This window comes from Mycobacterium europaeum, assembly GCF_034555895.2.
Classification (GTDB): domain Bacteria; phylum Actinomycetota; class Actinomycetes; order Mycobacteriales; family Mycobacteriaceae; genus Mycobacterium; species Mycobacterium europaeum.
Genome location: NZ_CP157315.1, coordinates 1,731,596 through 1,745,852 on the forward strand (window position 1 = coordinate 1,731,596; position 14,257 = coordinate 1,745,852).

Annotated in this window: 12 protein-coding genes; 2 read left to right on the forward strand and 10 right to left on the reverse strand. The window is 67.8% G+C overall.

The features are described 5' to 3' along the window. Positions 1–126 precede the first annotated feature (126 nt). Positions 127–1,017 carry a universal stress protein gene (locus tag U8D42_RS08140; RefSeq protein WP_322860656.1) on the forward strand — a complete coding sequence of 297 codons (891 nt, stop codon included), beginning with the start codon at positions 127–129 and terminating at the stop codon, positions 1,015–1,017. On the opposite strand, the gene U8D42_RS08145 is transcribed toward U8D42_RS08140, so the two are convergent. Genes U8D42_RS08145 through U8D42_RS08155 form a run of 3 tightly spaced genes read right to left on the reverse strand, consistent with a single transcriptional unit; the run spans position 909 to position 4,614 of the window. Then, positions 909–2,546 carry a bifunctional 3-(3-hydroxy-phenyl)propionate/3-hydroxycinnamic acid hydroxylase gene (locus U8D42_RS08145; RefSeq protein ID WP_322860657.1) on the reverse strand — a complete coding sequence of 546 codons (1,638 nt, stop codon included), beginning with the start codon at positions 2,544–2,546 and terminating at the stop codon, positions 909–911. The two genes, U8D42_RS08140 and U8D42_RS08145, sit on opposite strands and share 109 nt — an antisense overlap. Then, positions 2,543–3,493 (reverse strand): fumarylacetoacetate hydrolase family protein, encoded by a 951-nt coding sequence (locus U8D42_RS08150; protein ID WP_322860658.1) that lies wholly within the window; start codon positions 3,491–3,493, stop codon positions 2,543–2,545. Before U8D42_RS08150 ends, U8D42_RS08145 begins: the two co-directional genes overlap by 4 nt. Beyond that, entirely contained in the window at positions 3,490–4,614 is a 1,125-nt protein-coding gene (locus U8D42_RS08155) for a VOC family protein (protein WP_322860659.1), read from the reverse strand. Before U8D42_RS08155 ends, U8D42_RS08150 begins: the two co-directional genes overlap by 4 nt. Before the next feature lie 97 nt (positions 4,615–4,711). On the opposite strand from U8D42_RS08155, the gene U8D42_RS08160 reads away from it, so the two are divergent. Further along, positions 4,712–5,356 carry a TetR/AcrR family transcriptional regulator gene (locus U8D42_RS08160; RefSeq protein WP_322860660.1) on the forward strand — a complete coding sequence of 215 codons (645 nt, stop codon included), beginning with the start codon at positions 4,712–4,714 and terminating at the stop codon, positions 5,354–5,356. 164 nt (positions 5,357–5,520) lie between these two features. Here U8D42_RS08160 and U8D42_RS08165 read toward each other — a convergent pair whose 3' ends face one another. From U8D42_RS08165 to U8D42_RS08195, 7 genes are all read right to left on the reverse strand, one after another. Next, a complete protein-coding gene (locus U8D42_RS08165; RefSeq protein ID WP_322860661.1) occupies positions 5,521–5,934 on the reverse strand; it encodes a type II toxin-antitoxin system Phd/YefM family antitoxin in 414 nt (137 codons plus the stop codon). A 125-nt stretch (positions 5,935–6,059) separates the two neighbouring features. Further along, positions 6,060–7,610 (reverse strand): MCE family protein, encoded by a 1,551-nt coding sequence (locus U8D42_RS08170; RefSeq protein WP_322860662.1) that lies wholly within the window; start codon positions 7,608–7,610, stop codon positions 6,060–6,062. Next, positions 7,604–8,770, reverse strand: a complete 1,167-nt coding sequence (locus tag U8D42_RS08175; protein WP_322860726.1) for a virulence factor Mce family protein — start codon at positions 8,768–8,770, stop codon at positions 7,604–7,606. Before U8D42_RS08175 ends, U8D42_RS08170 begins: the two co-directional genes overlap by 7 nt. A 32-nt stretch (positions 8,771–8,802) precedes the next feature. Next, on the reverse strand, positions 8,803–10,359 hold the full coding sequence (locus U8D42_RS08180; RefSeq protein WP_322860663.1) for a virulence factor Mce family protein: 1,557 nt from the start codon (positions 10,357–10,359) through the stop codon (positions 8,803–8,805). Next, entirely contained in the window at positions 10,356–11,915 is a 1,560-nt protein-coding gene (locus U8D42_RS08185) for a virulence factor Mce family protein (protein ID WP_322860664.1), read from the reverse strand. Before U8D42_RS08185 ends, U8D42_RS08180 begins: the two co-directional genes overlap by 4 nt. Beyond that, a complete protein-coding gene (locus U8D42_RS08190; protein ID WP_085239905.1) occupies positions 11,912–12,952 on the reverse strand; it encodes a virulence factor Mce family protein in 1,041 nt (346 codons plus the stop codon). The genes U8D42_RS08185 and U8D42_RS08190 overlap by 4 nt, the downstream gene beginning before the upstream one ends. Then, positions 12,949–14,256: an MCE family protein gene (locus U8D42_RS08195; protein ID WP_322860665.1), complete on the reverse strand. Its 1,308-nt coding sequence runs from the start codon at positions 14,254–14,256 to the stop codon at positions 12,949–12,951. The genes U8D42_RS08190 and U8D42_RS08195 overlap by 4 nt, the downstream gene beginning before the upstream one ends. Position 14,257 lies beyond the last annotated feature (1 nt).

The following is a 14,257-nucleotide window of genomic DNA, read 5'->3' on the forward strand; positions in this document are numbered from 1 at the left end:
ACCATGGCGTTACGGCCGCCTTAACGGGTGGCGGCAAAAGCCCTCCGTCCCGGTGGTTAGGGACTAAAGCCCCACGACCGACACCCCGGCGGGTTATAGCGTCGCTCATGATGGAGGGAGAACGACATGTCAGCACCTGACCAGCACCGCGGCATCGTTGTCGCGGTCGACGGCTCGCCGGCTTCGGACGCGGCCGCGACCTGGGCCGCCCACGAAGCTTCGATGCGGAAAGTCCCACTCACCGTCGTCCACGCGGTGACGACCCCCACCGCCACCTGGCCGCCGGTCCCATACCCCGACTCTTTGGCGGTGCGGCTGGAAGACGAGGGCAAAAAGGCGATCATGCACGCGATCAAGCTCGCCAAGGAAGTACTTCCGGAGGACGGAACCGTCACGATCAACCGGGAACTCGTGTACTCCAGCCCGGCGCTGACCCTGATCGACATGTCTCACGGGGCAGAGATGATCGTCATGGGCACGGCCGGACGGGGACTGCTGGCCCGGGGCGTTCTCGGTTCGGTGAGTTCGACGGTCGTGCGGCATGCGCATTGCCCGGTCGCGGTGGTTCACGCCGACGGTCCGCCGAGCGTGCAAGACGCGCCGGTACTGGTCGGGGTCGACGGCTCACCGGCTTCTGAGCTCGCGGTCGGGGTCGCGTTCGACGAAGCCTCCCGGCGTGGTGTCGGCCTAACGGCCTTGCACGCCTGGAGCGACATCGCGATCAACGACCTCCCGGAAGCGGATTGGTCGTCCCTGGAAGCAGAAGCGCACCGCAGCCTGGCCGAGAACCTGGCGGGTTGGCAGGAACGCTACCCCGACGTGACGGTGCAGCGATTGGTCGTGCGGGACCAACCGGCCCGGCAACTCGCCGAAAAGTCGGAGACCGCACAGCTTCTGGTCGTGGGCAGTCACGGCCGGGGCGGCTTGACCGGTCTGCTGTTGGGGTCGGTCAGCAACGCGGTCCTGCATTCCGTTCGCGTACCGGTGATCGTGGCGCGGCCACCGGCGTCCTCCTGACCCACGCCGGCCGAGACCACCGCCGCCGTCCATGCGCACAGGGCGGCGACGTCGCGTCCGGCGCGCGCCACGGTCCGATCCGGGCGCACTACTGCGCCGGTGGCATGTCCCCGGTGTAGCCATGTCGCCAGTGGGCCGCCGGCTTCGGCGACCAGCACGGCGATGTTGCGCCGCCGCAGCGCCGCCTCGTCGGCGGCACCGGGGCGAGCTGTACTGATCAACGCGAAACCGGTGCCCAGCACGTCGTCCAGCCGTCGACCTTCGCCGAGCGGCGCATTCGGGCACAGCGACCCGCCGAGCCGGCGCGGCGCCAGGGAGGTGCGCACCAGCGCGGAACGGTGCAGCGGCGGCGTGCTCGAGTCGACCACCTTGTCGCGCAGGCCCGGGATGAGCCGCAGCCGCGGCAACACCGCCCGGCGCGCCGCACTGCCCAGCCGGCCACCGCCGGTCATCGCCCAACCGACGCTCAGCGCAAGCCGAATCATGGATCGGGTATGCGGTTTGCGTTCCTGCTCATAGGTTTCCAGAACGCCAGGCGCCAGGGTGCCGTGGTGGACCCCGGCGATCTTCCACGCGAGGTTGGCGGCATCGCGCAACCCCGCCCCCATGCCCTGGCCGATGAACGGGGGAGTGAGGTGTGCCGCGTCGCCGAGGATGAAGACGTTACCGCGGCGCCAGCGGTCGGCGATCTGCGCGCGGAAGGTGTACTCGGCGACGCGCACCACGGTCAGCTCACCGAGAGGCACCGTGCTGGTCCACGGCCTGATCAATGGCTGCAATCGGTCCAGGGTGCCGAAGTCGTCCGCGGTCTCGCCGTCCAGCAACTGGAATTCCCACCGGTAGCGGGCCGGCCCGATGCGCATGTAGGTCCCCGCGCGAATCGGGTCGCACAACTGGTGAACCCCGTCCCACTGGCCCAGGTCGGCGTCGGTTGCGACGTCGACGACCAGCCAGCGCTGCTGAAAGTTCAAGTCCCGCATGGTCGCACCGATACCGGCGCGCACCAGGCTGTTGGCGCCGTCGCAGCCGAGCACGTAGTCGGTGTCGACCCGGTGGAGTCCGCCGTCGCAGCGGTCGGTGAACGTGACCTGAATACCTGTCCCGCCCGTCACGACGTCGGTGACTTCGGAGTTGCCCCGGAGTTCGGCGTGCGGGTGGCGCTCGAGGTTGGTCCGCAGCAGGGTCTCCAGCTCCGGCTGGTCGAACATGTTGGCCGGCGGGAAGCCGTGCACATTGTGCCCGGGGTCGCGGTTGAACTCGGCGAGCGTCCGGAGCCGGCTGTCCACCAACCGCAGACCCAGTGTCGGCCGCGATATCCCGGCGAATTCGTCGGCCAGCCCGAGGCGGGCGATGATGCGATAGATCTCGTCGTCCAGATGCACGGCGCGCGGCTGGGGGTACACGCCGGGCCACCGGTCGAGCACCAGACAGTCCACGCCGTACTGCGCCAGCAGCGTGGCCGCGGTGACGCCGGTCGGTCCGGCGCCGACGATGACGACGGGAACCCGCCGGGTGGGCGGAGTCGTCACGCGAATCGGACTGTGGTGCGCTGCGTTCCGAGGTCGATGGCCCCATCGTCCGTCGCCACCGAAGCCTCGACGACGTCACCGTCACGCAGGTAGTTGCGGTTGGCGGCCTGGCGCGAGAAGAACATCTTCCATTTCACCGCGGGCGGCAACAGGTTTCCGATGAGCTGCACCGGCTTGGGCGGGGCGCTCAGCGCGGTGCCGGCCGGCGTGCCGGTGAGCACCAGGTCGCCCGGGGCGAGTTCCTGGAACTGGGTGAGCGACTGCAGCGCCTGCAGCGGCCGGTAGAGCATGTCACCCTCGACGAGCGCGTTCTGGCGTTCCTGGCCATTGACACTCAGGCGCAGTCGCAAATCACCGAAGCGCTTCAGCTCGTCGGCGGTGAGCAGGACCAGCGCCGGCCCGACCGGCGTGAAGGTCGGATACGACTTGGCCTCGTAGAACTGCGTTTGCGGGAGCTGGATGTCACGTGCGGAGACGTCGTTGGTGACCACCAAGCCGGCGACGAAATCGCTCAGGTTCGCCTCGGAGATGGCGGTGCCGACCGGGATCCCGCGGCCGATCACCAGGCCGATCTCCACCTCGTAGTCCAGCAGCCGGACATGCGGGGGTTTGACGATGTCGTCGAAAGGCCCGTTGATGGAGGCCGACGCCTTGCGGAAGAAGGTGAGCGGTATCGACGCCGGATCCATGCCCGCGTCTTTGACGTGCGACTCGTAGTTGGTCATCTGGGCGATCACCCGGCACGGCCGGGTCACCGGCGACACCAACTTCAGGGACTCGACGGCCACGGTATCGGTGCTGCGGGCCGCGTTCTCGACGGCGGTGCGGTCGGCCAGCAGCGCGGCGGTGCTGGCCGCGGAGGTGTCGATCTGCACCGCACCCCGGGCGGTCTTGAGCCACCACGCGTGGCCGGTTTCGGAGGCGGTGTGCAGCACGGAAAGAGTCATGAGGTGGGAACTTTCAGTAGGCCGATCAGGCGGTTGACATCGAACTCGTTGTGCGCGCGGAGCCCGGTGATCATCGAAACCAGTTCGCGGCCAGCTGATTTCGGGTCGGTGCCGAGAAAATCCCTGGTCGCCGGCGGTCCCCACTGGGCCAGACCGGACGCGGTGAAGGGCGCCCAGCCGGGGTCCAGCGTGTTGTCGAACAGGTCCCCATCGGCGAAGTGCTCGAACAAGTACCCGTCGGGATCGCGCCAGTAGTCGAAGATCTGACTGCCCTGGACGTGCCTGCCGATCCCCCAGGACCGGGAATAGCCCTGGGCGCCAAGGTATTCCCCGCCAGCGGCCAGCGCGTCGAGATCGCTGACCTGATATGCCGAATGGACGTAACGGTTGGCCGGGCCGAGGGCCATCGCCAGGGTGTGGTGGTCGGCCGGTGTCGACCCGCGGTCGCAACGGATGAAACTCATCGTCGGCCCCCGGTCGCGCTGGCCGGGAAAGTAAAGGAAGTCGCTGACGATCATGCCCAGGTTGTCCAGGTACCAGTTCAGCGTCTCGACGTACTTGGTCGACTGCAGCACCAGATGGCCCAGGCGCTGGACCTGTGCGGGTGCCCGCGGGGGGCGCTGGCCGGCATTGATGCGCCGCACATCCCGTCCGAAATTGAACTGGTGGACTGGCTGGCCGGGCAGCTCGGGGAGTTCGTGCATGCCGGCGACCACGCGGACCGGCATGCCGCTGGGGTCGACCAACGCGACCGACAGTCCACCGATGGTTTCCGGCAGCGGCTCGACGGGGGCGCCGAAGCTGTCCGCCAACCGAAGCACGTCGGCCTCGTCGCACGCCCGGAAAGCCGCACCGGTGAAGCGTTTTCGCGGGCCGCGGCGCAGGATGACGCACGGCGCGCCTTCCCGGGTTCCCCTCAGCTGCAGTTCGTCCAAGCCTCGTTGCGCCGTGTGCAGGCCGAAGGCCCGCGCGAACGTCTCCGCCTGCGCCAGGTCGGGCCGCTCGAACTCCAGCCACGCGATGTCGGCGACTTTGATGACCGGATTGCGGGCCCGGCCGGGGTGCTCGCCGCGCCGCGAACCCCGTTCCCCGTGCGCGTGAGCGCTCTTCGTCAGATGCATGACCACTCCATCGAGTAACTGACGAAATCGTCACATACGAGAGAACGTTCAGTCAAGACCCTGACGGAATCGTCATCACCGATGCATACTGCTGGGGATGAGCGCGATGGCAGAGCCGCCCAACCGGCTGGAGCGGCGCAAGTGGCGGACCCGGGCGGCGCTGGTCAAGGCGGCGCAGCGGCTGATCGCCGAGGGCAAGGTCAATGTGCCCGTCCTCGAGATCACCCAGGCTGCCGACGTCGGGATGGGTTCCTTCTACAACCACTTCGACAGCAAGGAGCAGCTGTTCGAGGCCGCCGTCGCCGACGTGCTCGACGCCTACGGGTCGATGCTGGACCGGCTCACCGCGTCCATCGAGGACCCGGCCGAGACCTTCGCCACGAGTTTCCGGCTGACCGGTCGGTTGTTTCGCCGTCGACCCCAAGAGAGCCGGATTCTGTTGGCCAACGGGCTGGAGCTGTTGTCGTCGCAACGGGGCCTGGCGCCCCGGGCCCTCCGCGATATCCGGGCCGGGGTGGCCGCCGGGCGGTTCGACGTCGAGGATCCCGAGTTGGCCCTTGCCATGGCCGGCGGCGCGCTGCTCGGCCTGGGCGCTCTGCTGCGTGACGATCCCGATCGCGACGACGCGCGCGCGGCGGACCTCGTCACCGAGAACGTGCTGCGGCTGTTCGGCCTCAGCGCCGCCGACGCGCGGGCGATCTGCCAACGCCCGCTCCCCGACGACGGACTCGACGGGGATTAGCGGGCGAGGGCACGCACCGAGAATGCGACGTTGCCCGCTCGGCGCTGCGTCGCGGTCTTGCCCTCATGGAAGCCCGTCGTAGCCCGTCGCGGTCACAGGCGAACAAGGTTGCCGCGGCAAAGCTTCCGCGCGGATGAGGGGAGGGCCGGAACCGGGCGCCGTTCCTAGGCGACCGACACGATGCGGGCGACCAACTTGCCGCCGCGGATGACCTCGATCGTCTGTCCGGCCGCGACCTCGTCGAAGTATCGGCCCGCGCGCTTGCGTAGCTCGTCGAGCTCGATTCCGCCGCTTGCACCGGCCGGGGTCGCGGCGCGCTCCGCGTCGCCCGCGGGCACGATCTGTGCCAGTAATCGACCGCCGCGAACCACACTGAGGGTTTCCCCTGCCGCGACCCGGTCGAAGCACCGCCCGGCCCGTGTTCGCAGTTCGTCGAGGCCGACCCAACCGCCGGCGTCCGACGCCGCGGGTTCGACCGATCGCGCCGGGATCGGGGCGACCCGCCAATCACCGACGGGCACGATCCGGGCCACCAGTTTGCCGCGCCGGACGACGTCGATGGTCTCGCCGGTCGCCACGCGCTCGAGATACCTGCACGCGTCGCTCCGAAGTTGGCCCAGGCCAATGGTTTCGCGCGTCTCGCGCCGGGCGCGGTGTCCACCGACGGGCCGCGGGGATGTCGAACCGACGGAGCCGGCTCGGGTCAGCCGCGCGGTCCCAGCATGTCCTTCCATCCGTCGTCTCCTGTCTTACTCGAATTCTCAACCGCATACTTGACGCCGTCGGGCCCCACCAGTTCACCGCTCTGGGGAAGGTAGACGGCCGGGGGAGGGCCGCCGGGTGTGTAGACGCACGGGTTGGGTTGCTGCCCATTGCATTCCACGGTGCCCGATCCCGGCCGCTGCAGTGCATCGCTGACGGGGGGCGGTGTGCCCGCCACCCGGTCGGAGGGCGCCGGGTTGAGGCCGTTGTCAACCGACGGCGCGGGGATGACCTGACCCGGCTTCACCGGCTGGTCGCAGCGCGCGGCGGGTGCCGGGCAGGTCAGGATCTGGTTGGGGTCGCCGTACCAGGGGTTGGTGCCCAGCGGTACATACGGTTTGGGGTCGCGGCACTCCCGGGGTGTCGCGGCGCGTTTACCGGGGACGTCCACACAGGGCAGATTGCGCGCACCGCGCACGGCGTTGGCGGGAGTGTCCTGCGGGATCCTGCAATAGGTTCCGGACGGCATCGGCGCCAGGCTGGTGTCAGCGGGGGACCGCCACTGATCTGCCGGGAGAAAGCCGGTCAGGCAGGGCGGGGGCTGGTTGATCGTCAGCGAGGTGCCGAGCGACGCGTAGCCCGGGAAAGCCGACGTGACCGTCTGGCCTTCCGAGGCGCCCTGCGGATAGGCCACCAGCAGTTGCTCGACGCCCTTGTGGTAGCGCTTGAGCATCTCCAGCACGATCTCGAGATTCGCCAGTGTCTGCGGCAGCGACTCGCGGACGTCGCCGAACACCTCGTTGATCTGGTCGGCGGTCGGCGCCCCTTGGGTGAGGATGCTTCGCACGTGCTGGTCGCTTTCCGCGCTCTGCGCGGCCAGGATGCTCAGGTTGTGCGACCAGCGCTCGATCGAGTCGGCGGAGTCGACCTGGCTGTCGAGGATCGGCCCGGAATTCTGGATGATGTCGTTGACGTCGGCGATGTTGGTCTTGAAGTCGCCGGCGATGGCCTGGGTGGCGTCGACCAGCCGCTGCAGCGCGGGCCCCAATCCGCCGACCGCTTGGGCGGTTTCGTCGAGCAGCGAGGCGATCTTGTCCTTGGGCAGCACCGCGAGGCCGCGGTTGGCGGCGTCGAGCGCCGGCCCGATCTCGGTGGGCACCGTGCCCTTGGTGATGGTCTGTCCCGGCGAGAAGTACTGGCCGGGGTTGCCCGCCGACACCAGATCCAGATACTGCTCGCCGACCGCCGACACCGAATGCACGTTCGCCGACGCGTCGATCGGGATCTTGTAGCGGTCGGCGATGCTCATCGTGGCCCGCGCGCCGGTCTTGGTCGGCTCGACGGCGGTGACCGTGCCGATGGTTTCCCCGCGATAGGTCACGTTGGAGGTCTTGTAGAGACCGCCCGACGCGGGCAGGTCCGCCTTCAGGGTGTACTGGCCGATCCCCGCGGCGCTGGGGATCTGCAAGTAATACCAGCCCAGCGCAACCGCCGTGATCGCGGTCAGGACGGCGAACATGACCAGCTGGCGCTTGATGAAGCGGGTCAGCATTGCCTGTCCGCCCTTTCGACCAGCGGCCCACCCGGGGCGTCGTTCGGGTTCGGCGTGTACCGGACGTCGGGGATCATCGTTTCGGGGTCGCGGCCCCACGATTGCTCGAGTGCGCGCAGCGCTCCGGAGAACCCGGTCCCGGTCAGGACCGCGTTGTCGACGGCGCTCATGGTCAGGTCCAGCGTGAGCGACAGGTTGAAGTAGTCGCCGCGGAACGCCTTGGGCACGGCGTCGATGTCGAACGGCCGGACGAGGATCAGCTTGAGTGCGCGAATGAGATACGGCGCCGCACGGCCGAGTTCCCGCAACGGGCACTGCAGCGACAACAGGTCCTGGTGTATGTCGCCGCGCGAGGGGGACAGGTATTGCTCGGCGAGCTGGCTGAGCCGCCCGGTCGCGTCGACCGCGTCGATCAGAAGGTTCTGCTTGTCGGCGAAATGCTTGAGTAGCGGCGGGAATTCGGTGAGGACACGATCCAGGACGTCCGACCGGGGACCCACGTACGCCAGCAGTCGGTTGGTGGAATCGATGGCCCGGGTGATGTCGGCGCGTTGCTCGTCGAGTCGGGCGGTGAAGGTGTCGAGCTTGTTCAGGAAGGCGCGGATCTGCTCGGCCCGACCGTTCACGATGTTGTAGACCTCGTTCTGCAGCACTTCGAGGTTCGGGACGCCGCCGCCGTGCAGCACGATGGCAAGGCTTGCCAGCGTCTGCTCGGTCGTGGGGTACGTGGACGAATTCTTCAGCGGGATGGTGTCGCCGTCCCTGAGTGGTTCGGGGGACGGGTTGGGCGGTGCGGCCAACTCCACATGCTGAGAACCCAGGAGGCTGGTCTGCCCGATTTTGGCGGTCGCGTTCTTGGGCAGCTTGACTTCCTTGCCCAGACGTAGCGTCAGTGTCGCGACCCAGTTCTTCAGCTCGATCGCGCGCACCGTGCCGACGAAGACGTCGGCCACCCGCACCCGGCTGTTGTCGTTGAGGGCCAGGGTATCGGGCATCTGCACATAGACGGTGTAGGAGCCGGGACCCGAACCCGGGCCGCCGGGCATCGGCACGTTCGCGATTCCGTGCCACTTCGCGCACGACGTCAGCACCGTCGCGGCCGTCACCAGAGCCAGCCCCTTCCAGGCGCCGCGCCGTGTGCGAGAACCGAACGCGCGCAGCGCTTTCCGGATTGCACTGCTTCGCGCGTGGCTCACGATCCCGCTCCCGTCGACGCGGCCGCCGGTGTGGGCGCGGCCGGGCCCGGGACCACACCCGGTGCCGGCGGCGGTGGCGGGATCGGCACCTGCGGGGCCTGCAGGCCGATGGGCGGCAGCACCGGGTTCTCGTCGTAGGCGTTCGGCGGCCCCGGCGGTGTCTGCAGCCCCGACGACGGCGGCGGGATGTCCGGACCGCCCATCAGTTCGGCCAGCGACGCGGGGGTGAGCAGGCCCCCGGTGGCCGGCCCGACCTGTGTACCTTGCATGCCCGGCGCGACAACCCAGCCCGGCTGGGTGTTGCGGTGCGACAACGGTGTATCGGGCACCCAGATCCCGGGCACGGTGGTGTCCTTGTACCCGTTCGGCGGCTGCAGCCGGGGTTCGGAGTAGGCGACCTCCTTGGGCAGCGCCTCGGCGGTGCTGAACAGGTTCAGTCCGAACGGCAGGTAGTTGAACTTGATGGCATCGAGGATGGGCGCCAGGTATTGCGCACACAGTTCGGCGGAATCCTGATACCCCAGCCGGCTGCCGGCCTGAATCATGCTGCACACGAACTGCATCGGGTTCGCGAAGTTGGGGATCGCCGGGATGGACATGACCGCGCCGTGCGAAGGGTGATAGATCTGGCTGAGGTTGGTCTCCAGCGTCGGCAGGACGTGCAGGGCCGTCTCCAAGCCGTTCAGCGGATCGGGTTGGACCAGCGTGGTGGTGAGAGTGGACAGGTTGTCCACGTCGTGTGCGAGCACCGCGCGGTTCTTGGCCAGGAATGGGCGCAGGGTGGACAGCAGGCTGTCGAACTGCCGGAGCGCGTTGGAGAGGTCGCGGTCGGAACCGGTCAATTTGTCGGTGAATTGGGCCAGGTTCTTGTTCAGCGCGACGAACTGCTGGTCGTCTTTGTGCAGGGCGTTGACGAACTGGGCCAGGCTGCGCACCACCGCGAAGAAGTCGCCGCGGCCCTCGTTCAGCGCGGTCAACGACCGCGACAGGCTGTTCAGCGTGGTGTTGATCTGCTTGCCCTTGCCGGCCAGCCCGTCCGCGAACGACTCGATGGCCTCACCGAACGGACCCTTGGGCTGCTCGGGTGTCGGGCCGAGTTTGGAGATGATGTTGGCGACGCTCTCGCGCAGTTCGTCCCACTCCGTCGGGACCTGGGTGCGCTCGATGGGGATCACCGCGTGATTGCCCATCACCGGGCCACCCTTGTAGGGCGGCTCCAGCTGGATGCTGCGCGACGCCACCAGAGTGGGGTTGACGATCACGGCGGACGCGTTGGCGGGCACCTTGTACTTGTTCTCGTAGTGAAACGTCACCTTCATCTTGTCGCCGGCCGGTTCGATCTTGTCGACCGCGCCGACCCGAACGCCCATGATCTGGACCTTGTCCCCGGAATAGAGCGCGTTCGCGGCCGGTAGGTAAGCGACCACGGTGTTGGTGGTCAACCTCTGGTAGAGCCGCCAGCCGACGAATCCGGCGACCAGGGCCAGCAGAACCACCAGCGCTCCGACGACCGTTCGGGGCCGCAGATGGCGGATGGGGAAGACGCTGCTCAATTCTGGCTACCTCCCGTGATGCCGCTGCCTCCCGTGCCGCCGGGGTTGATCAACGGTGCGGGCAACTGCTGCCCGGGTCCCGGCGGCGCCGGCGGCCCCGGCGGCAGCCCGGGCGCAAACGTCGACGGCGGCGGGGTGGGGCCTGCGGGTTGCAGGTTCTCGGTGCGCGCGCCCGGCGGCGCCTGGGCGGGCAGCGGCACCGGTGTGCCCGGGACGTTCGGCGGCGGGTCGCCCGGCCGGCCGGCGATCGGGATCCCCGGGGTGGGTGGCAGCCCGTCCGGGTTCGGCGGCGAGGTCGCGACGTCGATCGGTGCGGGGAGGCTGCCGCCGAACGGGCCGACGTCCACGCCCGCGCAGGGCAGCGGATTTCCCGGCCGCGGCAGCGCGTCGGCCGGCGGGGTGTACGAGCACGCCGTTCCGGGCGGGACGGCCGGTCCCGGGTGCTCCGGGGTGCCTTCCAGCACCGGAGGCGCGGGCGGCGGTGCCCCGTTGGGGAATCGGGTGCCGTTGGGGTCGGGCCAGCGGAACGTGGGGAGCCCGGCGCTGCGCCAGAAGTCCTCCGGGTCGATCCCGCGCTTCTTGAAGGCGGCGTCGACGAAGGGCTGCAAGATCCAATACGGCAGCAGGTTGGACAAGACGATCTTGAAGTACGGTCCCGACGCGACGGATTCGCCGAGCGATGCGGCGAATTGGCTGACGTACGTGAGGGTCTGAGCCAGGTCGTCCTTGCGCGCCACCAGCACGTCGCTGATCGCCCGCAACTGCTCCAGAACGGGATTGAGGTTCGGGTTGTCGTTGATGAACCCCTGCACCTCAGCCGAGAAGGAGGAAATGTTCTGCAGCAGGGCGCCGATCGCGCGGCCGCGTTCGTTGAACGCGGCCAGCAGCGTCTTCGTGTTGACCAACAATCGGTTGATCTGTTCGCTACGGTCACCGAGCACACTGGCCACCTGGTGGGCCTGAGCGAGCAGGTGCTTGATCTCCTCGTCGCGTTTACCGATGCTGTCGGAGAATCTCGTCAGCCCGTCGAGTGCGGAACTCAGGTGCGGGTAGGTCTGATTGATGGTCTGCGACAGAACATTCAGCGACTGCTTCACGGTGTCGATGTCCCAGCCGGTGGCGGCCTTGGTGACATCGAACGCGGCGTCGTAGAGCTGATAGGGGGTGGTGCTCTGCCCCAGCGGCAACACGGCCCCCGGCCGCAACGTCTGCGCGCCCCGCGGCTCGATCTCGAGCACCTTCTTGCCCAGGATGGTGTCGGTCTTGATCGCGAGCCGGCTCTCGCTGCCAATGGTGTTGGCGCCGATGTTGAATTTGATCCGGACGTGGTCGCCGTCGATTTCAAAGCCCTCCACCTTGCCGACATTCACGCCGGAGATGCGCACCTTGTCGCCCTTGTTGAGTTGACCGGTGTCGGTGAACTGCCCGTAGTAGCTCGGGCTGGCGAACATCATCGGGATGCTGGTGAAGCTTTGGCCGACGGCGACCACGAGCACCAGCACGGTGATGCCCATCAGCCCGACCCGATTGCGGTTGAATTCCGTCAGCGTTCTCATTGCGGCGTGCACCTGCCGGTGGGCTGCTGCCAGAGCCGGACAGTGCGGACCGGCCCGCCGGGTTGCAGCCCGTTCCACTTGATCGTGAGGTCGCAGACGTAGAAGTTGACCCAGTCTCCGTAGAGGCCGATGCTGCGCCCGATCAGGTTGAGCGCGGTCGGGGTCTTGTGGATCAGGTCGCCGAGCTGATCACGTTGGTCGACGAGCGGTTGCTGAAGAGCCTGCAGGTAGTTGATCGCCTTGTGCAGCAGGGTGCGGTTGTCCGCGAGGAGGTCGGCCACCGTTCCGGCGGCGTTGCTGATGTTCGCGGTGCCGGCGGCCAGCGGGTCGGCGTGGTTTTGCAGCCCGGTGATCAGTCTCTCGAAGTTGTCGACGGTCTGGTCGAACTCCTTGCGATGCCGAACGGTGGTGTCCAGCACGGTGTTCAGGTTCTTGATCACCTCGCCGATCGCCTGATCGCGTTCGGCGATGTGCGCGGTCAGCTGCGCGGTCTGATCGAGGATGTCGTTGATGGTGCCGCCCTGACCCTGAAACACGGTGATGATGGCCGACGCGATGGTGTTGACCTTTTCCGGATCGAGCGCCCGGAACAGTGGCTTGAACCCACCGATCAGGGCGTCGAGATCCAGCGCCGGTGACGTCCGGGACAGCGGGATGGAGCCGCCCGGCGGCAGGATCCGGTCGGCGCCCTCGCCCTCGCCGCGCTTGAGCTCCAGGTAGCGGTCCGCGAACAGATTGAGGTAGCGGATCTGCGCGGTCGTCGACTGGTAGAGCGGTATGGAGCGGTCGACATCGAAGTCGACCAGAACCCGCTGGCCGCGTTCGATCAGCCGTACCGCTTTCACCTTGCCGATCTCCACTCCGGCGGCGCGGACGAACTGCCCGTTCTTGAGTCCGGTGGCGTTCCGGAACTCCGCGGTATAGCTGTTGGTGCTGTTGAAGCGCATCTGAGCGAACACCACGACGATCGACACGGTGATCAGCAGCAGCACCAGCGAGACGATGCCGAGCTTGATAGCGGAGCCGGTGATTTTCATGGGTTGATCGTGTTGTCCCCGACTTGGCGGCCCCATACGTATTCGATTGCGTACGGAGAGCCGGTCTCCAGGTGGTTGTACGGGGCGAGGCTGGCGCCGGTGTCCACCACCAGACTCGGCGCAGGCCACAGGTCATGGCTGATGGCCTGCCAGCAGCCCGGCGCACCCCCCGGGCCGCCGTGCGCGTTCACCCGCGGCAGATTGTCCGGATAGACAAAGGGATTCGGCGCGCCGCCGACCAACCCGGCCAGACCCAGGAGTCCCAGCGTGGCCGCGGTGCCGGCCAACCCCGGGAGCGTGAGGATGCCGCCCAACCCCGATGTCAGTTCGGTCATGGTTCTCAGCGCGTAGCCGTTACCGCCGCCCGTCGTCGCATAGGCTGCTGGTTCTTCGTCGTAGTAATTCTTGATGGTGCAATAGATCTCGGGACTGTAGGTGTCGAGCAGTCCGGCGGTGGGGACCAGGTCCGCCGCCCCCCGCTGCAGGTAGGGACCGCCGCGGGCGAAGATGTCTGCGCCGGTGTTACCCAATCCGGCCGCGGCCAACAACGCGGCGTCCAGGTCGTTTTCCTGCGCGCGCACCGTGCGCGCGGTGACCACCGCGTTGTTGAGGGCGTTCAGCAGATCGGGGGCGGCGTTGGCGTAGACGTCGCCCAGCGCCCCCAGCTGCTGAATGTCGTGCCGGATCTGCGGCATCTGCGGATTGACGTCGTCGAGGATGGCGTTGGCGTTGACGATCGACTGCCCGAACTTGTCGCCCAAACCGGTCAATGCCTGCGCGGCCGCGGCCAGCGTCAGATTCAACTTGACCGGATCGATCTTCGCCGTGACGGCGGTGAGCGTCTCGAACAGCGTATTGAACTCCGTTGTCACCGTCCTCGCATCGATCACGTGCTCCGGTGTGATGGGTTGGGCTGCGGGCTTTTTGGGCGAGGTCAACGACACGTACTTGTTGCCGAACAGCGTGGTCGCCCTGATGTTGGCGTCGACGTTGGCCGGAATCAGCTCGATCCACTTCGGATTCACGGTCAAGACGAACTTGGCCGCCGGTGTTCCGTCACGCTCGATCTCCGAAATGCTGGCCACCCGGCCGACTTCCACGCCGTTATAGGTGACCTTCGAGCCCGGATCCATCACCAAACCGGCCCGGGGAGCCAACATCGTCAAGCGTGTCGTCGGCGAGAGCTGGCCGCGAAACTGCAGCCACACGAAGCCCAGCACCACCGCGGCGACCACCAAGAAGGCCAGCGCCGCCGTCCTGTACGGCGGTATGCGTTGCGGGTTGAGCTTCGCCGGGGTAGTCATG